The 25,139-nt window shown below is 62.0% G+C and carries 25 protein-coding genes and 1 other RNA gene; 19 read left to right on the forward strand and 7 right to left on the reverse strand.

All coding sequences use genetic code 11. The annotated features are described in order from the left end of the window. Positions 1 to 4: 4 nt before the first annotated feature. A complete protein-coding gene (gene tkt, locus VH564_RS16715) occupies positions 5 to 1,987 on the reverse strand; it encodes a transketolase (protein ID WP_423340984.1) in 1,983 nt (660 codons plus the stop codon). A gap of 389 nt (positions 1,988 to 2,376) precedes the next feature. Here tkt and VH564_RS16720 point away from each other — a divergent pair, with 389 nt between their 5' ends. The 8 genes from VH564_RS16720 to VH564_RS16755 all read left to right on the forward strand — a co-directional run bounded on the left by VH564_RS16720 (position 2,377) and on the right by VH564_RS16755 (position 9,806). After that, complete coding sequence (locus tag VH564_RS16720; protein WP_111222393.1) at positions 2,377 to 2,652, forward strand: DUF4164 domain-containing protein; 276 nt, start codon at positions 2,377 to 2,379, stop codon at positions 2,650 to 2,652. A 52-nt stretch (positions 2,653 to 2,704) separates the two neighbouring features. Further along, entirely contained in the window at positions 2,705 to 3,082 is a 378-nt protein-coding gene (locus tag VH564_RS16725; protein WP_423340985.1) for a cell division protein ZapA, read from the forward strand. A gap of 66 nt (positions 3,083 to 3,148) precedes the next feature. Continuing rightward, positions 3,149 to 3,307, forward strand: a non-coding RNA gene (gene ssrS / locus VH564_RS16730) — 6S RNA. Positions 3,308 to 3,561: 254 nt separating this feature from the next. Beyond that, entirely contained in the window at positions 3,562 to 6,171 is a 2,610-nt protein-coding gene (gene mprF / locus VH564_RS16735; protein ID WP_423340986.1) for a bifunctional lysylphosphatidylglycerol flippase/synthetase MprF, read from the forward strand. After that, positions 6,168 to 7,547, forward strand: coding sequence for a virulence factor (locus VH564_RS16740; RefSeq protein ID WP_423340987.1), 1,380 nt, complete (start codon positions 6,168 to 6,170; stop codon positions 7,545 to 7,547). The genes mprF and VH564_RS16740 overlap by 4 nt, the downstream gene beginning before the upstream one ends. Positions 7,548 to 7,696: 149 nt before the next feature. Then, positions 7,697 to 8,365 carry an HAD-IA family hydrolase gene (locus VH564_RS16745; RefSeq protein WP_423340988.1) on the forward strand — a complete coding sequence of 223 codons (669 nt, stop codon included), beginning with the start codon at positions 7,697 to 7,699 and terminating at the stop codon, positions 8,363 to 8,365. Positions 8,366 to 8,391: 26 nt separating this feature from the next. Continuing rightward, a complete protein-coding gene (locus VH564_RS16750; RefSeq protein ID WP_423340989.1) occupies positions 8,392 to 8,985 on the forward strand; it encodes a 5-formyltetrahydrofolate cyclo-ligase in 594 nt (197 codons plus the stop codon). Further along, positions 8,982 to 9,806 carry a TIGR00282 family metallophosphoesterase gene (locus VH564_RS16755; protein ID WP_423340990.1) on the forward strand — a complete coding sequence of 275 codons (825 nt, stop codon included), beginning with the start codon at positions 8,982 to 8,984 and terminating at the stop codon, positions 9,804 to 9,806. The genes VH564_RS16750 and VH564_RS16755 overlap by 4 nt, the downstream gene beginning before the upstream one ends. A gap of 73 nt (positions 9,807 to 9,879) precedes the next feature. Here the strand turns inward: VH564_RS16755 and VH564_RS16760 are convergent, their stop codons facing one another. Next, positions 9,880 to 10,383 carry a pyridoxamine 5'-phosphate oxidase family protein gene (locus tag VH564_RS16760; protein WP_423340991.1) on the reverse strand — a complete coding sequence of 168 codons (504 nt, stop codon included), beginning with the start codon at positions 10,381 to 10,383 and terminating at the stop codon, positions 9,880 to 9,882. A gap of 158 nt (positions 10,384 to 10,541) precedes the next feature. Here VH564_RS16760 and VH564_RS16765 point away from each other — a divergent pair, with 158 nt between their 5' ends. Continuing rightward, positions 10,542 to 11,288, forward strand: a complete 747-nt coding sequence (locus VH564_RS16765) for a YebC/PmpR family DNA-binding transcriptional regulator (protein WP_423340992.1) — start codon at positions 10,542 to 10,544, stop codon at positions 11,286 to 11,288. A 133-nt stretch (positions 11,289 to 11,421) separates the two neighbouring features. On the opposite strand, the gene VH564_RS16770 is transcribed toward VH564_RS16765, so the two are convergent. Together VH564_RS16770 and VH564_RS16775 are read right to left on the reverse strand one after the other, a co-directional pair. Further along, the gene (locus VH564_RS16770) at positions 11,422 to 13,485 is read right to left on the reverse strand and encodes an FUSC family protein (RefSeq protein WP_423340993.1); all 2,064 of its coding nucleotides are present in this window, start codon (positions 13,483 to 13,485) and stop codon (positions 11,422 to 11,424) included. A 334-nt stretch (positions 13,486 to 13,819) separates the two neighbouring features. Continuing rightward, on the reverse strand, positions 13,820 to 16,132 hold the full coding sequence (locus VH564_RS16775; protein WP_423340994.1) for a methyl-accepting chemotaxis protein: 2,313 nt from the start codon (positions 16,130 to 16,132) through the stop codon (positions 13,820 to 13,822). Between the two features lie 235 nt (positions 16,133 to 16,367). On the opposite strand from VH564_RS16775, the gene ruvC reads away from it, so the two are divergent. The 7 genes from ruvC to VH564_RS16810 all read left to right on the forward strand — a co-directional run bounded on the left by ruvC (position 16,368) and on the right by VH564_RS16810 (position 19,945). After that, positions 16,368 to 16,883, forward strand: coding sequence for a crossover junction endodeoxyribonuclease RuvC (ruvC, locus tag VH564_RS16780; RefSeq protein WP_423340995.1), 516 nt, complete (start codon positions 16,368 to 16,370; stop codon positions 16,881 to 16,883). A gap of 39 nt (positions 16,884 to 16,922) precedes the next feature. Then, the gene (gene ruvA, locus VH564_RS16785; RefSeq protein ID WP_423340996.1) at positions 16,923 to 17,537 is read left to right on the forward strand and encodes a Holliday junction branch migration protein RuvA; all 615 of its coding nucleotides are present in this window, start codon (positions 16,923 to 16,925) and stop codon (positions 17,535 to 17,537) included. 73 nt (positions 17,538 to 17,610) lie between these two features. Continuing rightward, positions 17,611 to 17,898: an AbrB/MazE/SpoVT family DNA-binding domain-containing protein gene (locus VH564_RS16790; RefSeq protein WP_423340997.1), complete on the forward strand. Its 288-nt coding sequence runs from the start codon at positions 17,611 to 17,613 to the stop codon at positions 17,896 to 17,898. Next, positions 17,895 to 18,299 (forward strand): PIN domain-containing protein, encoded by a 405-nt coding sequence (locus VH564_RS16795; RefSeq protein WP_423340998.1) that lies wholly within the window; start codon positions 17,895 to 17,897, stop codon positions 18,297 to 18,299. The genes VH564_RS16790 and VH564_RS16795 overlap by 4 nt, the downstream gene beginning before the upstream one ends. After that, entirely contained in the window at positions 18,296 to 19,336 is a 1,041-nt protein-coding gene (ruvB, locus tag VH564_RS16800; protein WP_423340999.1) for a Holliday junction branch migration DNA helicase RuvB, read from the forward strand. The genes VH564_RS16795 and ruvB overlap by 4 nt, the downstream gene beginning before the upstream one ends. A gap of 64 nt (positions 19,337 to 19,400) precedes the next feature. Next, entirely contained in the window at positions 19,401 to 19,619 is a 219-nt protein-coding gene (locus tag VH564_RS16805) for a DUF2945 domain-containing protein (RefSeq protein ID WP_423341000.1), read from the forward strand. After that, positions 19,616 to 19,945, forward strand: coding sequence for a hypothetical protein (locus tag VH564_RS16810; RefSeq protein WP_423341001.1), 330 nt, complete (start codon positions 19,616 to 19,618; stop codon positions 19,943 to 19,945). Before VH564_RS16805 ends, VH564_RS16810 begins: the two co-directional genes overlap by 4 nt. Positions 19,946 to 19,976: 31 nt before the next feature. On the opposite strand, the gene VH564_RS16815 is transcribed toward VH564_RS16810, so the two are convergent. Genes VH564_RS16815 through VH564_RS16825 form a run of 3 tightly spaced genes read right to left on the reverse strand, consistent with a single transcriptional unit; the run spans position 19,977 to position 22,968 of the window. Further along, on the reverse strand, positions 19,977 to 20,906 hold the full coding sequence (locus tag VH564_RS16815) for an NAD-dependent epimerase/dehydratase family protein (RefSeq protein ID WP_423341002.1): 930 nt from the start codon (positions 20,904 to 20,906) through the stop codon (positions 19,977 to 19,979). Then, positions 20,903 to 21,751 carry a glycosyltransferase gene (locus VH564_RS16820; protein ID WP_423341003.1) on the reverse strand — a complete coding sequence of 283 codons (849 nt, stop codon included), beginning with the start codon at positions 21,749 to 21,751 and terminating at the stop codon, positions 20,903 to 20,905. The genes VH564_RS16815 and VH564_RS16820 overlap by 4 nt, the downstream gene beginning before the upstream one ends. Beyond that, positions 21,748 to 22,968, reverse strand: coding sequence for an NAD-dependent epimerase/dehydratase family protein (locus tag VH564_RS16825; RefSeq protein WP_423341004.1), 1,221 nt, complete (start codon positions 22,966 to 22,968; stop codon positions 21,748 to 21,750). The genes VH564_RS16820 and VH564_RS16825 overlap by 4 nt, the downstream gene beginning before the upstream one ends. A 131-nt stretch (positions 22,969 to 23,099) precedes the next feature. Between VH564_RS16825 and ybgC the strand changes: the two genes are divergently transcribed. The 3 genes from ybgC to tolR all read left to right on the forward strand — a co-directional run bounded on the left by ybgC (position 23,100) and on the right by tolR (position 25,132). Beyond that, positions 23,100 to 23,552, forward strand: coding sequence for a tol-pal system-associated acyl-CoA thioesterase (gene ybgC / locus VH564_RS16830; RefSeq protein ID WP_423341005.1), 453 nt, complete (start codon positions 23,100 to 23,102; stop codon positions 23,550 to 23,552). A gap of 374 nt (positions 23,553 to 23,926) precedes the next feature. Continuing rightward, positions 23,927 to 24,646, forward strand: coding sequence for a protein TolQ (gene tolQ / locus VH564_RS16835; protein ID WP_423341006.1), 720 nt, complete (start codon positions 23,927 to 23,929; stop codon positions 24,644 to 24,646). 21 nt (positions 24,647 to 24,667) lie between these two features. Beyond that, positions 24,668 to 25,132: a protein TolR gene (tolR, locus tag VH564_RS16840; RefSeq protein WP_423341007.1), complete on the forward strand. Its 465-nt coding sequence runs from the start codon at positions 24,668 to 24,670 to the stop codon at positions 25,130 to 25,132. Positions 25,133 to 25,139 lie beyond the last annotated feature (7 nt).

The following is a 25,139-nucleotide window of genomic DNA, read 5'->3' on the forward strand; positions in this document are numbered from 1 at the left end:
TTTATCAGGCGAGCTTGGCTTCGGCGGCAGCGACGACGGCTTCCGTGGTGATGCCGAAGTGCTTGTAGACTTCCTTGGCCGGGCCGGAGGCGCCAAAACCCTTCATGCCGATGAACGTGCCTTCCGGTCCGATGAAGGCATCCCAGCCTTCGCGGACGGCGGCTTCGACAGCGATCTTGACCGGCGAGTTGCCGAGGATTTCCTTCTGGTATTCAGCCGGCTGCTCGAAGAACAGTTCGGTCGATGGAACCGAGACGACGCGCACCGTGATGCCCTTGGCTTCGAGCGCGGTGCGGGCGGCAACGGCGATTTCGACTTCGGAGCCCGACGCGAAGATCGTGACCTTGGCATCGGCGGAACCGGCGAGGTTGTAGGCGCCGTATTCGCAGAGGTTCTTCTCGCTGTATTCCAGACGGGCGGCGACCATGTTCTGGCGGGTGAGGGCGAGGCCCGACGGGCGGTCCTTGGTCTTCAGCGCGATCTGCCAGCATTCTGCCGTTTCCGTGGCATCGGCCGGGCGGAACATCATCAGGTTCGGGATGGCGCGCAAGGACGCCATCTGCTCGACCGGCTGGTGGGTCGGGCCGTCTTCGCCGACGCCGATGGAATCATGCGTCAGAACGTGGATGACGCGGATGCCCATCAGGGCGGCGAGGCGGATCGGCGGACGGCAGTAGTCCGAGAAGATCATGAAGCCGCCGCCGTAAGGGATCAGGCCGCCGTGCAGCGCGATGCCGTTCATGGCAGACGCCATGCCGTGCTCGCGGATGCCCCAGTGCATGTAGCGACCGGCGAAATCCGTCGGCGTGATGGAGACCATCTGGCTGGTCTTGGTGTTGTTCGACGGCGTCAGGTCGGCGGAGCCGCCGAGCGTCTCCGGCAGGAAGCCGTTGATGACTTCAAGCACATCTTCCGATGCCTTGCGGGTCGCAACGCTTGCCTTGGTCTCGGCCAGCTTCTTCTTGTAGTCGCTGATAGCGGCGTCGAAGCCTGCAGGCAATTCGCCGGCGAAACGGCGGTTGAATTCGGCCTTCTTGGCAGCTTCTGCAGCAGCCAGGCGCGACTGCCAGTCCTTCATGTCGGGAACGGCGCGCTTGCCGCTTTCGCGCCAGGCGTCGAGAACGTCGGCGGGAATGACGAAGGGCTCTGCATCCCAGTTCAGCGCCTTGCGGGTGGCGGCGATTTCCTCGGCGCCGAGCGGCGAGCCGTGGACCTTGTGGGTGCCCTGCTTGTGCGGTGCGCCGAAGCCGATGATCGTCTTGCAGGCGATCAGGGTCGGGCGGTCGGACGTCTGGGCAGCTTCGATAGCAGCGGAGATCTGGTCCGGCTCATGGCCGTCGACTTCGATGGTGTTCCAGTGAACAGCCTTGAAGCGGGCGATCTGATCGGTCGAGTCCGACAGCGATACGGCGCCGTCGATGGTGATCGAGTTGTTGTCCCAGAACAGGATGAGCTTGTTGAGCTTCAGGTGGCCGGCGAGCGCGATGGCTTCATGGCTGATGCCCTCCATCAGGCAGCCGTCGCCGCACATGACGTAGGTGTGGTGGTCCTGCAGCTCGGTGCCGAACTCGACGGCGAGCTTGCGTTCGGCGATTGCCATGCCGACAGCATTGGCAATGCCCTGGCCGAGCGGACCAGTGGTCGTCTCGATGCCGGTGGCATGACCGTATTCGGGATGGCCGGCGGTCTTGGAGCCGAGCTGGCGGAAGTTCTTCAGATCCTCGATCGACATGTCTTCATAGCCGGTCAGGTACAGAAGCGAATAGAGCAGCATCGAGCCGTGACCGGCCGACAGCACGAAGCGGTCGCGGTTTGGCCAATGGGGCGATTTCGGATCGAACTTCAGATATTTTGAGAAGAGCACGGTGGCGACGTCTGCCATGCCCATCGGCAGGCCGGGATGGCCGGAATTGGCCTTCTCAACGGCATCCATGGCAAGGAAACGGATCGCGTTTGCCATCCGGTCGTGTTTTTCGCGAGAGATCATGGTCGTTCCGCAGGTTTGGGATGGTCTCGGGCTCGAGAGGAGGGACCACCGGTTGGAAGGCGCCACGATGGAGAGATCTTGGGAACCCTGGATCGCAGTCTGCCTCAGGCGGTCGAGACATAGCAGTTGGGGCGAGCAAGTCAATAAATCCGCGGCCCAAACCGGGCCTCCGTCGCAAATATTTAACATTTGCCTTTTGCTTTGTACAAAAGACGACTTGTCGTGATTGGCGCATCGGTTTGCGGAAAAGTCGGGTGTCATCCACAGTTTAGCGGCCTTGCCGCATGCAAGCCTTTATTGACGCACAGTTGCCGAGTTGAATACTGTTCCGGATCAGGCCAGTGCGCGGATATGGCGATTCGGAGCACTGCGCGGGGAACCGGGAAGACATGATGCCTACAGGCAAGACAGTGGACGCGGCCATCACGTCACTGCGTCAGGCGCTGGCAGCGCTGGACAATGCGGTGGATGTGCGCTTCGAGCGGGAGCGCGAGCGCAGCGAGATCGACGCCGAGGTGCGCCGGACCCACGCCGACCGCTCGCGGCTGGCGCAGGAGCTCGATCAGGCGGAGTTTCGCGCCAACCGGCTGGAGGAAGTGAACCGCGAGGTGTCACGCCGACTGGTCACCGCCATGGAAACGATCAGGGCCGTGCTCGATCGCTGAGACGGATTTCCACGGAACGCGGCGGAACGGGCAAGACAGGACGGAATATCGTATGGCGCAGGTAACGGTAACGATCGACGGCAAGGCCTACCGCATGGCCTGCGAGGAGGGGCAGGAAGCGCACCTCACGGATCTCGCCACCCGCTTCGACCGCTACGTCAGCCACCTCAAGGAGCAGTTCGGCGAGATCGGCGATCTCAGGGTCACGGTCATGGCCGGCATCATGATCATGGACGAGGTGGCCGACCTGACCCGCAAGGTCAGCGGGCTCGAAGCCGAGCTTGAGGCTCTGCGTGGCAATCGCGACACTGCGCTGGCTGCCAATGCCAGAAGCGAGGAAGTGCTGGCCGGTGTTCTCGACGAGGTCGCCAGCAGCATTCGCGGCATCACCGACAAGCTGGTTGCCAAACCCGGCGCAGAGACGCATTGACGCAAGGCAATTAATTCTCCGTCGATGCCACTGGTGCGCCAAGGCAAACCGGCTTATATATTGAGTTGCGGTCTGCGCTTCCCGGCAGGTACCACAATCCCTGGGGCCATACTCGATCCAAAGGGAGCTGTCCCTGGCCAGGCCCGTGGGCTTGGACATATGGCGCCCACCTACGTTTGTAGGCACCCAGGATCGTAAAAAACCACCGGTCGTCGTGGATCGCACTTTTCGCCTTCGGGCGACGATGTCCTGGACCGCCCTCGTTGAGTTGGGGCCTGATGGCCAAGACGAACATTTCCCGTAATAAACCTAGCGCGGATCATTGCGCTGCGCCAAAAATGCCTGAATTCGGATCGATGTGACGCTCCCACAGGGCGTGCTTAAAAGAATCTGCGTACAACAGGCGAATAGAAGATATTCGCGTTAACGCAGTTCTGCTAAGCGGAGCGCAGAAGCGACCAATTCACACAGGTATATTTATGTCGACTCCGATCGATTTGGAACCAGCCGAGGAAGACACCGAGGAACGCGGTTGGTTCATGTCGACCCTGCGCCGCTACCGCACGCAATTGCTGGCGCTGGGCAGCGTTGCCGTGTTCGGCCTCGTGGCCTATGCGATCTTCCATCTGACGACGGAAGTGCGCTACGACGATATCGTGCTGGCGCTGAGCGACACCTCGGTGCGGGCGATCCTGCTGGCGCTGCTGTTCACGGGCTTGAGCTTTTTCTCCCTGATCTTCTACGACACCAATGCGCTAGAGTTCATCGGTAAAAAGGTACCTTTCCCGCATGTGGCGCTGACCGCCTTCAGCGCCTATGCGGTGGGCAACACCGCCGGGTTTGGCGCGCTCAGTGCCGGTGCCATCCGCTATCGCGCCTATTCCCGCATGGGACTGACGCCTGAGGACATCGGCCGCGTGGTGGCTTTCGTGACGTTGTCGTTCGGCCTCGGCCTTGCCGCCGTCGGCTCCATTGCGCTGATGATCATCGCCGACGAGATGGGGCCGCTGATCGGGGTCGACAGTTTCGTGCTGCGCGGCGTGGCCGGCGTCATCCTGCTGCTGCTCGCCGCTTTGATGTATCTCGGTCGTGGCGGCCGGGTCATTTCGATCTTCAACTTCACCCTGCGACTGCCGGATTCGCGCACCTGGTCTCGGCAGTTCCTCGTCACCGCCTTCGATATCGCCGCTTCCGCCACGGTGCTCTACGTCCTGCTGCCGGAATCCTCGATCGGCTGGCCGACCTTCCTGGCTGTCTACGCGATCGCTGTCGGGCTCGGCGTTCTCAGCCATGTTCCGGCCGGTCTTGGCGTGTTCGAGACGGTCATCGTCGCCTCGCTCGGCAGTGCGGTCAATGTCGATGCCGTGCTTGGCTCGCTGGTGCTCTACCGGGTCATCTACCACGTCATCCCGTTGCTGATCGCCATCATGGTGGTCGCGGGCACCGAACTGCGCCGTTTCGTCGATCACCCGGCAGCCTCGAGCGTGCGGCGCGTCGGCGGCCGGCTGATGCCGCAGCTGCTGTCGACCTTCGCGCTGCTGCTCGGCGTCATGCTGATCTTTTCGAGCGTGACGCCCACGCCCGATGAGAACCTCGAATTCCTCTCGGATTACCTGGCGCTGCCGGTCGTCGAAGGCGCACATTTTCTGTCGAGCCTCGTCGGTCTCGCCATGGTGGTCGCCGCGCGCGGTCTTGGCCAGCGGCTGGATGGCGCCTGGTGGGTCTCTGTGTTCTGCGCGGTTGCTGCGGTGACGCTGTCGCTTCTGAAGGCGATCGCGCTCGTCGAGGCGGCTTTTCTACTCTTTTTCATCTTCGGCCTGTTCGTCAGCCGCAAGCTGTTCAATCGGCCGGCATCGCTGGTCAACCAGGCGCTGACGGCCGGATGGCTGATGGCCATCGCGGTCATCTGCATCTGCGCCATCGTCATCCTGTTCTTCGTCTATCGCGACGTCGCCTACAGCAACCAGCTCTGGTGGCAGTTCGAGTTCGCCGACGAAGCGCCGCGCGGCCTTCGTGCCGTGCTGGGCCTTTGCATCGTTGCCTCCGGCATCGCCGTGTTCAGCCTGCTGCGTCCCGCCACCTCGCGGCTGGAGCCGGTATCGGATGACGACGTCGAGCGCGCCGTGGCGATCGTCCAGGCGCATGGCGTCGCCGACGCCAATCTGGTGCGGATGCGCGACAAGAGCATCATGTTTTCCGAAAAGGGCGATGCCTTCATCATGTACGGCAAGCGCGGCCGCTCCTGGATCGCCCTGTTTGATCCGATCGGGCCCCGGCATGCCTTGGCCGACCTCGTCTGGCGCTTTGTCGAGTCCGCCCGCTCGGCCGGCTGTCGCTCGGTCTTCTACCAGATATCGCCGGCCCTGCTGTCGTTTTGCGCCGATGCCGGCATGCGGGCCTACAAGCTCGGCGAACTCGCCGTCGTCAATCTCAACAGCTTCGAACTGAAGGGCGGCAAGTGGGCGAACCTGCGCCAGACGGCAAGCCGCGCCGTTCGTGACGGGTTGGAATTCGCGGTGATAGAACCGCAGCATGTCCCCACCGTCATCGATGAACTCGCTTCGGTGTCGAAGGCCTGGCTGGACGATCACAATGCCAAGGAAAAGGGCTTTTCACTCGGAGCCTTCGACCCGGAATATATCCTCTCGCAGCCGGTCGGCGTCCTGAAAAAAGACGGGCGTATCGTGGCGTTTGCTAATATACTTGTGACGGATACGCACGAGGAGGGTTCGATCGACCTGATGCGCTTCTCGCCGGACGCGCCCAAGGGGGCGATGGACTTTCTCTTCGTGCAGATTCTCGAGCATCTTAGGAATGCCGGATTTCAGCGCTTTAACTTGGGCATGGCGCCGCTTTCCGGCATGTCGAAACGCGAATCGGCGCCGGTCTGGGACCGGATCGGCGGGACGGTCTTCGACCACGGCGAACGGTATTACAACTTCAAGGGTCTTCGGGCCTTCAAAGCAAAATTTCACCCCGATTGGCAACCGCGCTACCTTGCGGTGTCGGGAGGGGTCAGTCCGATGATAGCGCTCATGGACGCGACGTTCCTGATCGGCGGCGGACTAAGAGGAGTCGTCAGGAAATGATTTTGAAATACGCAATGTCCTTCGCGCTCGCGACCCTGATGACCGTCGGGATCGCCAAGGCCGAGGAGTCCGACAAGAAATACGACACGGGCATTATTCCTTCGCCGCACATCATGGTGCCGACGGGCAAGGTGGTGGGCGAGGTGGTGCTGATTTCCGACATCGGCGGCTGGGGCGACAAGGAAAATGCCGTCGCGCAGACCCTGCTTGCCAAGGGCTCGATGGTCATCGGCATCGACTACCCGTCCCTCCTGAAATCGCTCAACGATTATGACGTCAGCCAGAACGACGGCTGTATCTACATGGTCTCCGACATCGAGTCGCTCAGCCAGCAGGTGCAGCGTTCTGTTGCCGACAGCGCCTACGAGCTGCCGATCATTGCCGGCGTCGGTGCTGGCGGGACCATGGCTTTGGCGATCGCCGCGCAGACGCCCGACGCCACGGTGTCCCAGACGCTGGCCGTCGATCCCGCTGCTGGCATCGCGCTCAAAAAGGATCTCTGCACACCCGCCGAAAAGGTCAAGGTTGGCGACAACCTCGTCATCGGGCTGATGGACGGCGCGCTGCCGGATCCGATCATCGCCAGCTTCACGCCCGCCGCGCCCAAGGATGGTCGCGACCATGTCGAGGCGATGCAGAAGGATCACCCGGAAATCGAGATCCGCGATTCAACCGACGACGCGATGACGACCTTGAGCAACACGCTGGTCCAGCTGGTGCAGGCGCTGAGCGCCGAGAAATCGCCGCTCGGACTGCCGATCAACGTGCTCGACACGAAGCCGACCGAAGATACGATCGCCATCATCTATTCCGGCGACGGTGGCTGGCGCGACATCGACAAGGAGGTCGGCTCCTATCTGCAGGATCAGGGTATTCCGGTTGTCGGCGTCGACACGCTGCATTATTTCTGGTCGGAGCGGAAGCCGCAGGAAACCGCTGACGACCTTGGTCGCATCATCGATTACTACACCAAGCACTACAAGGTGCAGCATGTCGTGCTGATCGGCTATTCCTTCGGCGCCGATGTCATTCCGGCGAGCTACAATCTGCTGAAGCCAAAACAGCGTGAGCAGGTCGTGCAGATGTCGCTGCTGTCTCTGTCGCGCAAGGTCGATTACGTGATCTCGGTCATGGGCTGGTTGGGCGCCAGCAGCGAGGGCAAGGGCGGCGATCCGCTCAAGGATTTGAAGAAGATCAATCCGAAGATCGTTCAGTGCGTCTATGGCTCGGATGACGACGAAGACGTCGCCTGCCCGGATCTCAAGGGCACCGGCGCGGAAGTTGTCGCCATGGCCGGCGGCCATCATTTCGACGACGACTACGAGACCTTGTCGAAGAAGATCATCGACGGGTTGAAGAGCCGGCTCGGCGAATAGGAACATCAGCGCGGGGCCGACGTTTCATCGGCGGTCCCGCGCGTGACTGACCATTTGCATCTTGCAGCCTTGGACGGTACTTCGGAAGGCCATTGTCGCGCGGCGGCCAGCCGCGCTCGCCATCTTCCGCCAACCGAAAGAGATATGCCTTGTCTGCACAGTCTTCCGTCTTCGATAAGAGCTATGCCGCCTTCCTGTTCGACATGGACGGCACGATCATGAACTCGACCGTGTCGGCGGAGCGCGTCTGGGGCGCCTGGGCTGCACGCCAAGGCCTCGACGTCGAGAAATTCCTGCCGACGATGCATGGCGCCCGCGGCATCGACACGATCCGCAATTTGAACCTGCCGGGGATTGATCCGGCCGCCGAGGCCGCCGCCATCGAGAAGGCGGAAATCGAGGATGTGGCCGGCGTCATGGCGATTTCGGGCGCCATCGATTTTCTGGCCTCTCTGCCGCTCGACCGCTGGGCAATCGTCACCTCTTCGCCGATCGCCTTGGCCAAGGCCCGGCTGGCGGAAGCCGGCATCATGATGCCGCGCTTCATCGTTACCGCTGAGGACGTCAAGGTCGGCAAGCCGAACCCGCAATGCTATATTCTCGGTGCCGAACGGCTGGGCGTCAACACCGCCGATTGCCTGGTCTTCGAGGACGTTCCAGCCGGCATCAAGGCGGGCGAGGCGGCGGGATCGGACATCATGGTGATCACCGCCACCCACAGCCATCCGGTGGAGACGCCGCATACGACGATTGCAAACTACGACAACGTCCGCGCGCATATCGGTTCGAACGGGCGGCTTTCGATCGTCCGCACCTGAAAATGCGCCACCGCGAGGTGAATGACATGGCATCGGCCGAGATGAAGGGGCAGCTTCGCAAGCAGCGGTTGGCGGTTCGTGATGCCATGCCGTCCGATCTGCGGAAAGAGAAGTGCGAGGCGATGGCCGCACTGGGCGCGGCGACAATCGCAGCGCTACCGGGTGCCGTCATCTCCGGCTTTTTGCCGATCCGCTCGGAGGCTGACATCCGGCCGCTGATGGACGTCCTGCGGGGACGCGGCGCGCGGATCTGCGTGCCAGTGGTGCTCGACAGGGAGACAATCGTCTTTCGCGAGCTTAATGACGCCACCGTGCTCGTCCCAGGCAGCTTCGGAACGCTCGGTCCGTCCGAGGATGCGGCGCTGCTCGAACCGGAGACGCTGCTGGTGCCATTGGCGGCATTCGATGCGGCCGGTCAGCGGATCGGCTATGGCGGCGGCTATTATGACAGGGCGATTGCGCTTTTACGACAGAAAGGCCTGGCACGGCGCCTGATCGGCATTGCTTTCGATTGCCAAGAAGTGCCATCAGTAGCCGCCGAGCCGCACGATGTCCGCCTGGATGCGATTTTGACTGAAAGCGGCCTGCGCATCTTTTCGCCGGAGGCCGACGTGGAATGAGACTGCTATTTCTGGGTGATATGGTCGGCAAGACCGGGCGCGTCGGCGTCTGGGACCGCCTGCCGGGTCTGGTGTCCGACCTGAAACTCGATTTCGTCATCGTCAACGGCGAGAATGCCGCCGGCGGCTTCGGTATCACCGAGGAAATCTTCCTCGAGACGATCAATGCCGGTGCCGACGTGGTGACGACGGGCAATCACGTCTGGGACCAGAAGGAAGCCGTTTCCTTTGCCGGTCGCCACGACCAGTTCCTGCGCCCCGCCAATTATCCCGCCGGCACGCCCGGTCGCGGTTCCGGCCTCTACTACGCCCGCAACGGCGCGCGTGTGCTGGTTGCCAACATCATGGGCCGGGTGTTCATGCATCCCGAGCTCGACGACCCCTTCAAGTCGGCCGAGGCGATTCTCGCGGCCTGTCCGCTGAAGGAGCAGGCCGACGCGATCATCTTCGATTTCCATGCCGAAGCCACCAGCGAGAAACAGTGCTTCGGACATTTCGTCGACGGGCGCGCGAGTTTCGTCGTGGGAACGCATACCCATGTGCCGACCGCCGACGCGCAGATCCTCAACGGCGGCACTGCCTATATGTCAGACGCCGGTATGTGCGGCGATTACGATTCTTCGCTGGGCATGGAGAAGGAGGAGCCGCTCAACCGGTTCATTTCGAAGATGCCGAAAGGCCGCTTCGAGGCCGCCTCCGGGCCGGCGACGATTTGTGGCGTTGGTGTCGAGATTTCGGACGCGACAGGTCTGGCGGAAAAGATCGCGCCGCTGCGCATCGGCCCGCGGCTCTCCGAAACGATCCCGTCCTTCTGGAGCTAAAGCGGCTCGTCCTGAAATGACGTCGCTGTACTCAAAGTCATAGCCGGGCAGCCAAGCCGCCCGGCGCATTCGATCAGGCGAACTGCAGGTGACGCTTGACGCCGACGTCGGGCATTTTCTCGTCGTCGAGATTGGCCTTGGCGATCTCCCAGCCGAACTTCACCTTGCTGCCGGTCGAAATCCAGAGTTCCGCGTCGTCGACGTGCATGGCGAGCATCGTCAGGCTCGGATCCTTCTTGCCGTCAACATACCAGGCCGCCGTCACTGAGCTCCAATATTCGTCGATCTTCGACTGGTCGGCGCGCACCTCGATCTTGCCGGCGAGGCTGGCATGGTAATCGTGGTCCTTGCCAACAAGGCAGAACCGCGCGCGCGCTCCGGATTTGATGCTACGGACGATGTCGGCATCGGTCTTGGTGTAGAACCAGATGGTGTTGGTCGTCGGATCGGCGTGCGGCGCCATGGGCTGCAAATGCATGTCGACACCCTCGATGCCGAGCATGCCGGCATGGACCGTATTGACCTGATCCCACAGTTGCTGTGCCGGATGTTCCTTCGCTTCGCTGAAGCTGGCCATAAGCAATCCTTCTCGTTTTTGTAATGCGTCTATGAACGTGAGGTGGCCCGGCTTTGTTCCTTGATGCGGCAACGTTGCGGGCAAGGCTTTTCGCTTGAATGCCTGCGGCTTCGCACCTATAAGGCGCCATTCCCAACAAAAGACTGAGCAGGGGTGCCATGGCTGGCCATTCACAGTTTAAAAACATCATGCACCGCAAGGGTCGTCAGGATTCCGTGCGCTCGAAAATGTTCTCCAAGCTGGCGCGCGAAATCACCGTCGCTGCCAAGGCCGGACTGCCCGACCCGTCCATGAATGCGGCCCTGCGGCTCGCCATCCAGAACGCCAAGGCGCAGTCGATGCCGAAGGACAATATCGACCGTGCCATCAAGAAGGCATCGGGAAGCGACGGCGAGAATTACGAGCAGATCCGTTACGAGGGATACGGTCCCGGTGGCACGGCCGTGATCGTCGAGGCCCTGACCGACAATCGCAACCGCACCGCTTCCAACGTTCGTTCCACCTTCACCAAGGCTGGTGGAGCGCTCGGCGAAACCGGCTCTGTGTCCTTCTCCTTCGACCACGTTGGCGAGATCACCTACAAGCTTTCCGCCGGCGATGCCGACAAGGTCATGGAAGCCGCCATCGAGGCCGGCGCCGATGATGTGGTGACGGACGAAGACGGCCACACCATCATTTGCGGTTTCGAAGCCCTCAACGAGGTTTCCAAGGCGCTGGAAGCAACGCTCGGCGAAGCGGAAACGGTCAAGATCGTCTGGAAGGCGCAGAACACCGTGCCGGTCGACGAAGAAAAGGCCGTGTCGGTGATGAAGCTGATCGACAGCCTGGAAGACGATGACGACGTCCAGGCCGTCTATTCGAACTTCGAAGTTTCCGACGAGGTCATGGCCAAGCTCTCGGCCTGAGGTTTCGCTTGAGCCAATTTGACAAAACACCCATCGTTTCCCTGCGGACGGTGGGTGTTCTTGTTTCCAGGGCATTGTGGCCCGCATCTCGGCCGCGCTTGCGAGAGCTCGTGATGTACTACGCCGGGTGCCGTCATTCAGCAGCGTGCAACAGGGCCGGGCCCTGCTCGTCGGAGGTCACTTCAGGCGGGGGGTCGGCGTTCGGGAAGAGGACGCGGCGCAGACCGACCAGGGCGTTGAGAGCGGCTTCCGCCTTCTCTATATCGTCGACCGCCAGAGCCACGATCGCCGTGTCGATGGCCGCGCGCAGGTCGTCCGATGGCTCGACCGCGATGCCGCCGCGCATGCGGGCCTCGTAGAAGGCTGCCGTCTCCGCGAGCACGGCCAAGAGGCGCTCGCCGTGCGCAGGCGCCAGAGCAAGACGCTCCCGTTTCAGATCAAGTATGTTGAAGCCAATGCGCACTTCGGCCAGCCCGTCGAGGCGGGTGAGTTCGTGACCGTCCATCTTCGCCAGTCTAGGGACCAGCTGGCCCAGCCGGTCTAGCATCCGCCCCACCAGTATGTCGCGGTCGTAGCCGGTGCCGCGGGCAGCGCTGGCAATATCCGCCCATCCGCGCCTTGCCAGGCGCAGCGCTGCCAGTTCTTCACCGAAAGGTCGCATGATGAGCGTCCAGGTCATGGCGAAGCCGACGCCGAGCAGCGCGCCGAGCCCTTCGTTCGTGAAGGTGGCAAAGTCCGCTGCAAACCGGTCCGACAGGGCGACGTAGGATGCCATGTTGACGGTCAGCAACATGGCGATGATGTTGTACTGCGGCCTTGGGATCATCAGGCCGATGAACAGGAAGGGGCCGGCGAAGACGAGAACCAGGCTCCAGTAGTCGTTGACCATGGGCAAGAGGATGAAAAGGTAGGTGCCGGCGCCGATCAGGCTGGTGAAGGTCCAGATGAACATCAGCTTGATGAAAGGTGCAGGCCGGTCGATGCCAGCGAAGAACGAACAGGCGACCGCAAACATCGTGGCAAATCCCGCGCCGCTGCCCCAGCCGCTGAAAATCCACAGGCAGATCGCAACGAAGGTGCCAAGCACCACGACGCCGGCCGAAAAGGCTAGCCAGGGATAGTCGAGATGGCGGATGACCTGCTTTGGCAGCGCGAAGCGGAAGCGGCCCTTCCAGCTCCGGTCGACCTTGCCGCTTTCGATCTGTACGCGGAGTGAATCGCAATCCTCGGTCAGGTCGAGCAGATCCTCCAGTCGCGCCAGCGCGCTGACGCGGATCATCCTGCCCCAGAGCGACGAGACGGCGACGGTCTTCAGTGCCTCGATGCGAAGGCGTAGAAGGCTCGTGTCGCGGATGGTGCCATGATAGGGCTCCGTCGTGATCCAGGCCGACATGTCGTCGAGAAGGATTTCCACGTCGGAGCGGATGGCGGGGTCGAGGCGCCGCAGGGCGTGCAGGCGGTCCGCCAGCGATGAGAGCGTCGGCAGCAGCATCAAAAGGCGGCCGCGCAGCCGTCGCGCCTGGCTGGTGACGTCGCGGGCGCCGGCATCATAGGCGATCTGGGTCAGCATCAGGTCGAGGGCGGAGAGGTCGCTCGCCAGCTTCTGGCGCATCAGCGGCGCGTCTGGAGTCGCCAGGCTACGGGAGAGGATCTCCAATCCCCACTGACGCGCATCGCGGGTCCAGTCGGCAATGCGTGCCGAAAGTACGGCACCGACGCTGGTGGGAAAGACGATGGCGCTGACGAGGCTGGCGCAGGTGATGCCGAGGATGATCTCCTCCGAGCGGGCGACTGCCGTGTCGAAGACATTGGCGGGGCTGTCGACCAGGGGAAGGGCGATCAGCGGCAGAGTGTATCCGGCCAGCATGAAGACATAGCTGCGGGGTGTGCGGTCGAGCAGCGAGATGTAGAGCAGCGTGCCGGTCCAGAGCGCAACCACCAGCGCGAAGAGAATGGGCGCATTGACGAACAGCGGCAGGAAGACGATGGCGGCGGTGCCGCCGATGATCGTGCCCAGCGCCCGGTAGATCGCCTTGGATGCGGTCGCGCCGGCCAGGGGATTAGCGACCACATAGACGGCAGCCATCGCCCAGTAGGGGCGCGGCAGGTCGAAGGCAAGCGCGATGTAAAGTGCCAGCATGGCAGCAATGAACGCCTTGATCGAGAACAACCACTCAGCGCGCGAAGGCAATGTCATTGTTTCTGGAACTCGTCGGGTGGGGATTGTTTTCCGGTCGATGGAAGCGTGCCACTTGCCCATTCAAAGAGTGGAAAGGTCACTGGATCATGATTTAGATAGTATGCTAATGATCTAGTTGACGTGGTAAAATGTCAAGGCCTGAGGAGCGCCTGGGCTGCATCAGTGAGCGCCAAGACGAGATCATCTGCACGTCGGAATGCCGAACGTATGCGAGCTGGAGATAACGGGGAGGGCCGGCCGGCACATGACTACGCCGCGGTGACGCGAGCTACAGTCTTCGGCCACGGGAGAGGCTTAGCTCTCCCGCAAACTCTCCGACAGCCATGTCGCCCTAGCGGCGGCGATGCAAGATGTGGATTTCCGCAGTGTGCTGGTGCGTGGGCTCGACCAGCTTGAACTTGCCGAGACGCTCGTCCATCTCGCCGGCCTCCGAAGCCAAACGGTGAATGGCGGCCGTCGTCTCCTCGACCATCGCCGCATTTTGCTGGGTCATGGAATCGAGTTCGGCGACCGCGAGGTTGATCTGACGCAGCGTTTCAGCCTCGTCATGGGTCGAGCGCTTCATCTCGCGGATTTGGCCGTTGATGCTCTCGACATGGGCGCTGATGCCATCGAGTGCCACGCCGGCGCGCTCCACCAATGCGACGCCGCTCTCGACCTCTTGCGTCGACTTCGACAGCAGTCCGGCAATCTCCTTGGCGGCGCTCGACGAACGCTGCGCCAGTTCGCGCACTTCATGGGCGACGACCGCAAAGCCCTTGCCGGCTTCGCCGGCGCGTGCCGCCTCGACGCCCGCGTTGAGCGCCAGAAGGTTGGTCTGGAAGGCAATGCCGTCGATGACGCTGATGATCTGGTTGATGTGACGCGACGAGCCCTGGATGGCTTCCATCGCGGCGATCGTCTCGCGCATGATGCGGCCGGAACCCTGGGTTTCCGTCTGGGCATTGCTGGCGATACGCTCGGCCTGCTCGGCGCGCGAGATCTGGGCGCGCACCGCGTCCATCATGGCCGAAATGGCGCTGGCAGTCTCGGTGATCGAAGCGGCCTGGCGTTCGGTGCGTCCGGCCAGCTCGGTTGCACCCGTGCGCATTTCCGCCGAACCCGAATGGACAGCCATCGAGTTGCCGCCGATTGCGCTCATGGTTTCGCTGAGTGTGGCCAAGGCCCTGTTGAAATTGATCCGCAACCCCTCGAGGTCGGCGGGGAAGGCTGTGTCGATCCGGTAGGCCAGATCGCCGGTAGCGAGGTGACGAAGGCCTTCGTCGAGGCTATCGACGACCTCCTGCAGCGTGCGAGCTTCAGCATCGCGCTCGGCAAGTCGCGCACGGCGGTCGGCTTCGGCGCTTTTCTGCGCCTCGGCGCTGGCTGCCTCGAGTAGCCGCTGGTCGAGCAAGGACTGGCGGAAACGCGCCAGCGCCTTGGCCATGATGCCGATCTCGTCGCTGCGGGTCTGGCTGCTGATTTCGCTGTCGAGCTTGCCGTCGGCGACATCGCGGGTGACGGCCGCCAGGCGGGCAAGCGGCGAAAACAGCAGCTTCATCACAAGCCCCGTCGCCAGCGCCACCAGCACCAGGACGCCGAGCCCGATGAGCGTCAGCAGAATGGCAATGCTGACAGACCCGGCGTTCAACTCGCTTTTCAGCACGCTTTCGACGACGAGAAAATGCTTGTCGCCAAAGACGATCGGCCGCGCATAGGCGCGCGCGGCGCCGTCGGGGCGCTGCAGATCGGCAACGCTGATATCATTCTGGGTGAGCGCCGCTGCGGCAAAGCCATAGGCGGCGCCATCGATCGTCACGAGATGGCCGGCTTCGTCGACGCCGAGGACAGACCCATCTTCAGAGACGACCACGGACCGCGCCGAACTTCCCTGCGGGTTGCCCTTCGACAGGACGGCGGCAAGCATGTCGTCGCGCACCTGAAATATGATGATGCCCTTCGGTACGCCGAGCTTGATGAAGGGGACGGCGAAATAAGTGGCGCCTTCTTTGGTGGCCGGATCGACGTTGAGGCCGGAGAAAGCCGACGGCGCCACGTCGTTTGTTGCTTTTGCCGCATTGTCGACGGCCTTGGCATAGACCTGCCCCAGGCTCGAGGCGCTCCAGGCTGGAGACTTCAAGTTCTCGGCGAAGGCAGGTCCCTTCTTGTAGGAGTAGATGACGGCACCATCCATGTCGGCGATCAACAGGTCGCTGAAGGGCGAGCCCTGGAGATCGCGGCTGATTTCCGTCTGCGCCGTTTCATGGCTGGAATAGTAGAAGCCGCTTGGTCCCGTCGGCTTCAGCAGCTTCTCCCTCTGATCGGCGGGATTAGGGTTTTGCGTGACGAATGCTTTCTGCAGCTCGGCGCGGGCATCGCCCGATGTCTTTTCGATCGTCTTCCAGCCACTGCGCAGGCTGGTAATGGACATCTGGATCGCCTCGATCCGGGCGATGGAATCGGCCTGTGTGCCGATCTGCTGCAACTGGTCCTTCAGCATGTCGCCGCGGAACACCAGCACGCTTTTCTTCGCCTGAAGAGCCTGTTCCTCCGACATGCGGTTGCTGGCCATATAGGCGAGCCCGTCCAGCACCGCGACGGACGCAAGGGTCAGCAGCAGGAACGTGGCGATCACCTTGAAGGACAACGATTTGAACCGAGTCATGACAGAACCTCTGAACTCTCGCTTCACCTGAGGTTGAAACGATGCGGAGAAAAAACGGGTCGAAGAGTAAGCACATGTCGTTCTGCCGGGGGCGGACCAGTCGCTTCGGCTATTCTGTCGACGATTCCTCTAAATGGCTTAACTGCCCGTAAAGACCCGCGAGGATTGCAACGATGTTTTTGCTTTGTTCACATTTTTCTGGCACAGAGCCACGATGAACGTTAGGTTGGACACCATGCAGAACACGATTCGTATCATCGGCATCGACCCTGGCCTGCGCCGCATGGGCTGGGGCATCATCGACGTGCTTGGCAACTCACTTCGATTCGTTGCCTCGGGCACGGTGCTGTCCGATGGTGACATGGATCTGGCCTCTCGGCTGTGCCAGCTGCACGACGGCCTGTCGGATGTGGTCCACGGCCATCAGCCGCATGAAGCAGCGGTCGAGCAGACATTCGTCAACAAGGATGCCGTTGCGACGTTGAAGCTCGGCCAGGCGCGCGGCATCGCCATGCTGGTGCCGGCTCGCGCCGGACTTCCCGTCGCCGAATACGCGCCGAATGCGGTCAAGAAGGCCGTCATCGGCGTCGGCCACGGTGAGAAGCAGCAAATCCACATGATGCTGAAGATCCTGATGCCGAAGGCAGAGTTCAAGGGCAACGACGCCGCCGACGCGCTGGCGATTGCCATCTGCCACGCCCATAATCGGGGCGGCAACCGTATGCGCCAGGCACTGCTCGCCGCCGGCTGACATCTGCCATCTGACTGAGATCAACCCTACGGATATTCGATGATCGGCAAACTCAAAGGCACTATCGAGGAAATCGGCGAAGACTATGCGCTGGTCGATGTTCATGGCGTCTGTTACGTCGCCTACTGTTCGAGCCGCACGCTCGCCAAGCTCGGCGGTGTGGGCGAAGCCTGCGTGCTGTTCATCGAGACCTATGTGCGCGAGGACCAGCTCAAGCTGTTCGGCTTCCTTACCGTCATGGAGCGGGAGTGGTTCATCCTGCTGCAGAGCGTCCAGGGCGTGGGTGCCAAGGTCGCACTGGCCGTGCTTTCGACGCTGAGCACTGCGGAACTTGCCAATGCCATCGCGCTGCAGGACAAGACGGTCATTTCGCGGGCACCGGGCGTCGGCCCGAAAGTGGCGATGCGGATGGTGTTGGAGTTGAAGAACAAAGCCCCGTCCTTCGCCGGCGAGGCTCTGAATATCGGGTTCAAGCAGGAGATCGGCGAGGGCGTCGCCGCGGCACCGGTCTCGGATGCGGTGTCGGCGCTCACCAATCTCGGCTATTCCCGCGACCAGGCCGCCAATGCCGTTGCCGCTGCGATGAAGACGGCTGGGGAGGGGGCAGACAGTGCCAAGCTGATCCGGTTGGGGTTGCGGGAACTGTCGAAGTGAGGATTCCGACATTTTTGATTTCGTCGGAACCCCATGCTATTTTCCTCATCTCTGGAGAGGCGAGAGATTTCCGATGACCATCTGGGAAGCAAGGCTGTCTGGCAAGGGGCAGGTGACCATCCCGAAGGGAATGCGTGAGGCACTCAATTTGCGACCTGGTGACCAGCTGGTTTACAGCGTGATCGATGGTCAGGTGATTATGACTGCGAAGACGATCGACCTCAAGGACCTCGCCGGCTATCTCGGCGACCCGCCGAAAGGACCCTCGGCGATTGCCGATATCGATGCTGCCGCAGTCGCCGCTGCCGGTGCCAGCGTCTTCGAGACAAGCGATGACGAAAGCTCGGATGTCGCGGCATGACAGTGTTCGGTCTGGATACCAACGTCGTCATCCGCCTTCTGACGAATGACGATCCACACCAGCGCCGTTTGGCGCTTGAATTTGCCGAGGGGCTGGGCAGGGACTACACGGGCTTTGTCTCTTTATTGACGGTTGTCGAACTCGATTGGGCGCTGCGTTCCGGACTGGGATTTTCCCGTCAGGATGTTGTCCGGACCGTCGATAAGCTGCTGCAAGTGCGTGGCCTGGAGTTCGAATCGCACCATCTGATCATCAGGGCCTTGCGCGTCGTCTCTGCTGAGAACATCGATTTCGCAGATGCGCTGATCACGTTTCGCTCGGAGGAGGCCGGTTGCCGGTCGACCAAGACGTTCGACAGGAAGGCCGCATCCCGCGCCCCAGGAATGGAACTGCTCGCATGACCGACCCCGCCCGCCTGATCACGCCGGAGAAGCGTGGCGAAGACCTGGATACGACGCTGCGGCCGCAGTCGCTCGACGAATTCACCGGCCAGGCGGATGCCCGCGCCAATCTCAAGGTGTTCATCGAGGCGGCCAAGAACCGGGGCGAGGCACTCGATCACGTTCTGTTCGTCGGTCCGCCGGGCCTCGGCAAGACGACGCTGGCGCAGATCATGGCCAAGGAACTTGGCGTCAATTTCCGTTCCACCTCGGGTCCCGTCATTGCCAAGGCCGGGGATCTCGCGGCGCTGCTGACAAACCTCGAAGATCGCGACGTGTTGTTCATCGACGAGATCCATCGTTTGAGCCCGGCAGTGGAGGAAATTCTCTATCCGGCGATGGAGGATTTCCAGCTCGACCTGATCATCGGCGAGGGACCGGCTGCGCGCTCGGTGAAGATCGATCTCGCCAAGTTCACGCTGGTGGCGGCCACCACCCGCCTCGGGCTGCTGACGACGCCGTTGCGCGACCGCTTCGGCATTCCCGTCCGGCTCAATTTCTACACCGTGGAAGAACTCGAGTTAATCGTGCGGCGCGGCGCAAGGCTGATGGGGCTGCCGATCGCCGACGACGGCGCGCGGGAAATCGCCCGGCGCGCGCGCGGCACGCCGCGCATTGCCGGCCGGCTGCTGCGCCGGGTGCGCGACTTCGCCGAGGTGGCACGCGCCGAATCGGTCACCCGCCAGATCGCCGACGAGGCACTGACGCGGCTGCTCGTCGATAATCTCGGCCTCGACCAGCTCGACAAGCGCTACCTCAACATGATCGCCGTCAATTTCGGTGGTGGGCCCGTGGGCATCGAGACCATCGCCGCCGGCCTGTCGGAGCCGCGCGATGCCATCGAGGATATCATCGAGCCCTACATGATCCAGCAGGGCTTTATCCAGCGGACGCCGCGCGGCCGCGTGCTGACCCCGATCGCCTGGCGTCATCTGGATCTGCAGCCGCCGAAGGATCTGGAAGCGGCTCAATTCCGGCTCTTCCAGGAAGAGGAATGAGCGCCCATTCGAGGGAACAACGGCTCGCGTTTCGGCATTTCCATCTCTTCGAAAGGAGTGTGGAATGCAGAAATTTCGGGTCGGAACGAAGGTCGAATGGAAGTGGGGGAAGGGGACCGGTAGCGGCAAGGTGAAGGAGAGCTTCACCGAGGATGTCGAGCGCACCATCGAGGGCTCGGTTATCAAGCGCAAGGCAAGCACAGAAGAGCCTGCCTATCTCATCGAGCAGGACGATGGTGGCCGCGTCCTGAAGAGCCACTCCGAACTGAAGCACGTTTCATGACTACCGCGTCCGGCAAGGGACATGTTCCGCCGAAAGCCGTCGCGGCGGCGGCCGAGAAGGGCCTGAAGCTACGGGAGGCGTTCCACCGCGGCGGAACAGCGATCGGCGTCGCCCGGGCACGCGACCTTAGCAACCAGCGGGCGCTGTCCGACGATACGATCAAACGCATGGTGCGTTATTTCGCCCGCCACAATGTCGACAAGCGCGCGAAGAATTTTGGCGATGAAAGCAACCCTTCGGCGGGCTATATTGCCTGGCTGTTGTGGGGCGGCGACGCCGGGCGCGACTGGGCGCAGGGCCGGCGCGACAAATCCGACAAAGCCTGAGACCCGCAAATCGTTGACCGGTGCTGCCGGATCAGCCCGGGCGAGACAGGTGTTGCGCCTCCCTTGCGGAAGGGGTGTGCAGGCCCCGGGCCAGCCCCTCCACCGTCGCCTCAAGCAAGGCACGGCCGCCGCCGCGCCAGCCGAGCGCTTCGATCCGCGTGGTGTCCATCCGGCTGACGACGTTGAGGGGTGCGCGCGCAGGCAGCGCATGCGGGCTGCCGGTAACCTTTTGGAGAATGGACAGGATCTCGTGCGTTTCCGTCAGTAGGTCCGAGACGTTGAACACGCCGTCGGCGATCCGCGACGTCTCCGCTTCCAGCATCATCCGGATGGCCTGGCCGACATCTCTGCCGTGTACCTCCGTACCGGCACGCGACGGCACCGGCTTGCCAGCGAGATAATTCGCAAAGAGATCGGTCCATTTGTTTGGCCGGAGGTCGCCGTAGACGCCGGTGAGGCGCAGGCTGGCCACGGTAAAGCCGGGTGCGTTGAGCGCCGAGAGTGCATGCTCCGCGTCGAGCTTGACCCGCCCGTAAAGCGTGTTCGGGCCGGCCTCGGTGTCCTCGCGCAGGACTTCGCCTGCCGCGCGGTCGCCATAGACGGCCCGGGACGACAGGAAAAGGCAGCGACGGATGCCGGATCGCTGCGCCGTCTCGAACAGTTTCACCGAGCCATCGAGGTTGAGGCGCTGGAAGGTGGCGGGGTCGTCGCCTTCGCCGCCACGGTAGCGTCCCGGGACATGACTGAAGCCGGCATGGATGAAGAAATAGGCGTCGTCGAAAGCGTGAGCCTGGTTTTCGTTGGGGTCGAGCCGCAGCGGCACGAAGCCGACCGGCTTGGAGAATAGACCCGGTTCCGGCTGATGCCGGCCGCCGACAGAGACCGCATAGCCTTCTGCCAGAAGTTCCTCAACGATATAGCGACCGACGAGACCGGTGCCGCCCGATACCAGTACTTTCATGCCGTCACTTTCGGGTTTGCGAGCGTAGCAATGTCTGGAATGTCGAGGTCCTGGTAGAACCGGTGCCAGAGGTCGATCAACGGCGCCAATGCCTCGGCCTTCGGATGATTCGGTTCCCAGGGCTTTTCATATTGGTAATGCAGGATCGAAATGCTGGGCCAGTCCCAAAGCAAGGGCATGGTAAACCAGACATATTGTAACATGTTTATATAGACAGGTAAGCCGTGCCAATCCGGGAAAAACGTTTCCAGGAAGGTCTGGTCGGTGCGTTTCCAGAAGATGTCTGGCTGATCGAGGCGCTGCAGCATCGCGTCGAAAGTCTCAAGCGACGGACTGGCGACAAAGACGCCGGAGTTCAGGCGCGTGAAATCGGCAAGGCTTTCATAGACGTTGGGCGCGGCCGAGAACTCGGGATAGTCGAACAGCTTGTCGACAGGCTTCAGCACCAGCGCATCGGCATCGATGAACACGCAACGACGGTACTCGGTCAGCTGCCAGAGCCGCAGCTTGCAGAAGTTGTCGAGCGGCGAGTGGAAGGCTGGCTTGCGACCCTTGGTGAAGGGGGCAGTTGCATGCAGGTTACGGCGCTCATGGCGCGTGTTGAATTCGTCCGAAAGCGGCAGGTGCTCGACCGGCAACAAACGGCAGCCAAGCGCTGCAAGCGGCTGAAGCTCGCCGTCGGTCACTGCGCCGGTATGCATGACGACGATGTCGGCCCTGGTTTCGGTCCGTCTCAGCGAATGGACGAGCGCCGTCGCCCCCAATACGTAATCCGCGTTGGTGACGAGCGTTACGAAGGCGTTCGGGCGAGCAGCGGCAGCGACATCCGCCCTGCCGGCGTTCACGACACAGACTTTAGACGCTTGCCTTCCGGGTCATGGTTCACCTTGGTCGCCAGGTCCTTGGTCCAGGCGGAGACCGCCGGCACGCGGGTGCGGTCGACACGGTAGGCATATTTGCGGGCGACGTCGACGATCTCGCCAAGCAGGCCGGCCTTCAGCGTCGTCGGCTCGAGGCCAAGGCCGAGGAATTTCTCGTTCCTGACGACGAGGTCGTTTTCCGGTGCTTCCTTGCGCGGATTGGGCAGCCAGGCGATGTCTCCGCCTGCCATCCCGGCGATCATCTCTGCGAGATCGCGCACACGGTGCGTTTCGGTCATCTGGTTGAAGATTTCCACCTTCGAATTGCGGGCCGGCGGGTTCTTCAGGGCAAGCTCGATGCAGCGGACGGAATCCTGGATGTGGATGAAGGCGCGGGTCTGGCCGCCGGTGCCGTGTACCGTCAACGGATAGCCGATGGCGCCCTGGATCAGGAAGCGGTTGAGAACCGTGCCATAGTCGCCGTCATAGTCGAAACGGTTGATCAGCTGCTCGTGGCGGCGGGTCTGTTCGGTGTGGGTGCCCCAGACGATGCCCTGGTGCAGATCGGTGATCCGCAGGCCGTCGTTCTTGGCATAGAACTGGAACAGCAACTGATCCAGGCACTTCGTCATATGGTAGATCGAGCCGGGATTGGCGGGATAGAGGATTTCCTGGCTCACCGTACGGCCATCGACCGTCTCGATCCCGACCGGAAGATAGCCTTCCGGAATGGCGGCGCCAACGGTCGAATAGCCGTAGACGCCCATGGTGCCGAGGTGGACGAGGTGGGCGTCGAGGTTCAACTCGGTCAGGGCGTTCAGCAGATTGTGCGTCGCGCTGACATTGTTGTTGATGGTGTAATTCTTGTGACGGTCGCTCTTCATCGAATAGGGGGCAGCGCGCTGCTCGGCGAAATGTACGATCGCGTCAGGGCGGTGCTCGGCCAGCCATTTCTTGAGGAGCTCGTAGTCCTTGGCAAGATCGATCAGATTGAAATGAATCCGGCGGCCGGTCTCCGCGTGCCAGATGCGCGTGCGCTCCTGGATCGAATCCATCGGCGTCAGCGACTGGACGCCGAGTTCCGTGTCGATCCAGCGGCGGGACAGGTTGTCGAGGATATGGACGTCATGACCGGCATCCGACAGATGCAGCGATGTCGGCCATCCGATGAACCCATCGCCGCCCATGATCGCAATCTTCATGACAGTGTCTCCTTCTTTGCCGGTCGCCGACCAGCCTCCATTCGATAATTAGGCAGTATGACAATTGTTCAATGCTTGCCTGCCTAACCGACTTGCGCCAAACAGGCTCTCCACAGGTTTTGGAGCTTTTGATGACAAACGGTCCCTTTTTCATCGCCGGGGAGCTGGTCGAGGGCAGCCATCGGCTGCTGCAGCGGGTCTATTACGAAGATACGGATTTTTCCGGGCTGGTCTATCATGCGCGCTACCTGCATTTCCTCGAACGGGGGCGCACCGACTACCTGCGTTGCCTCGGGGTCGAGCAGCGTGAGCTGATTTCGGCTGATGAAGAAGGGCTGGTCTTTGTCGTCCATCGGATGGAAATCGACTTCAAGGCGCCGGCCCGGATGGACGATGTCCTGACGATCCGGACGGTGACTGAAAGAGCGGGCGGCGCCAAGATGGTGCTGGTCCAGGAGATCCGCCGCGACGAGACGCTGTTGATCGCCGCCAAGGTGATCATCGCGGTCATCAATGCCAGCGGTCGACCACGTCGGCTTCCGGAAGCCTTGGCGGCGCAATTGCTGCAAGCCTCCACGCCCTGACGTCGATAGCGAGGACCGGAAATTGGGCGCTTGTGAAAACCTGACAATTATGAGAAGGAATTGCTGCGCCGCAGAGGATCAGTCTGTCCGCTGCCGGTGACGCCTTCGTCGAGAGCCTCCATCCCGCAGGCCTGCACAAAATTATCGTTCTTGCCGACACTAACGATCTCTTAACCATAATAGTGTCTTAATATTATGGTCGGAGATTGTGCGATGCACGCCTTCCTTTGACCAAATTTGACGGCAAGAAGGCAGGTGTAGGCTTGAAAGCTTGACCAGGGCGTTCAGCGGCAGCTGCCATACATTTCTTGTGCGATCATTTTTTTGCCGCCCGGTCTTGCGCCGGGCGTTTGGATTCGGGGAATTTGGATCAGATGGAACAAGTTGGATTGGCTGCAGCGACGACGAATGTGAGCCTCCTGTCACTCTTCTTGGAGGCCGGCCTTGTCGTCAAGCTGGTGATGCTCGGATTGATCGCGGCATCCGTTTGGACCTGGGCAATCGTCATCGACAAGTATTTGAGCTTTAGCCGTGCGCGGCGCCAGTTCGACCAGTTCGAGCAGGTGTTCTGGTCCGGCCAGTCGCTCGAAGAGCTCTACCGGACGCTGTCGGAGCGGAACAATACCGGCCTTAGCGCCATCTTCGTCTCCGCCATGCGGGAATGGAAGAAGTCCTTCGAGCGCGGTGCGCGCTCGCCGATCGGCCTGCAGATGCGTATCGACCGGGCCATGGACGTGACGCTGGCGCGGGAATCGGAACATCTTGGCGCTCGCCTGGGCTCGCTCGCCACCATCGGCTCGGCCGGCCCGTTCATCGGCCTGTTCGGGACCGTCGTCGGCATCATGACATCGTTCCAGGCGATCGCCGGTTCGAAATCCACCAATCTCGCCGTCGTGGCGCCGGGTATCGCGGAAGCGCTGCTGGCAACGGCCATCGGCCTGGTCGCCGCTATCCCGGCGGTTATCGCCTACAACAAGTTCTCCGCCGATGCCGGCAAGCTGTCCGGACGCATGGAAGGTTTCGCGGATGAATTCTCCGCCATTCTTTCGCGCCAGATCGATGAGAAGCTGCAGCCGCGCGCGGCCGCCCAGTAACGACGGAACCGGAGTAAGCTTATGGGAATGTCAGGTGGAGGCGGTGGCGGTGGCGGCGGTGGTCGTCGCGGCAGCCGTCGCGGCGGTCATGGCCGCGGTGGACCGATCTCGGAAATCAACGTGACGCCGCTGGTCGACGTCATGCTCGTGCTGTTGATCATCTTCATGGTCGCAGCCCCGATGCTGACGGTCGGCGTGCCGATCGACCTGCCGGAAACGGCAGCCAAGGAAATGAACTCGGACACGCAGCCGATCACCGTCTCGGTCAATCCGGCCGGCGACATCTTCATGCAGGAGAGCCCGATCGCGCTCGACGACATCGTGCCGAAACTGCAGGCGATCGCCAAGACCGGCTACAACGAGCGGATCTACGTGCGCGGCGACAGTGCCGCTGGCTATGGGACCGTGATGAAGGTCATGGCGCGCATATCGTCTGCAGGTTTTAAGAACATCGGTCTGGTAACCCAGCAAGAAAAGACGAAGTAAACCCAAT

Source organism: Rhizobium sp. HT1-10, from assembly GCF_049472505.1.
Taxonomy (GTDB): domain Bacteria; phylum Pseudomonadota; class Alphaproteobacteria; order Rhizobiales; family Rhizobiaceae; genus Rhizobium.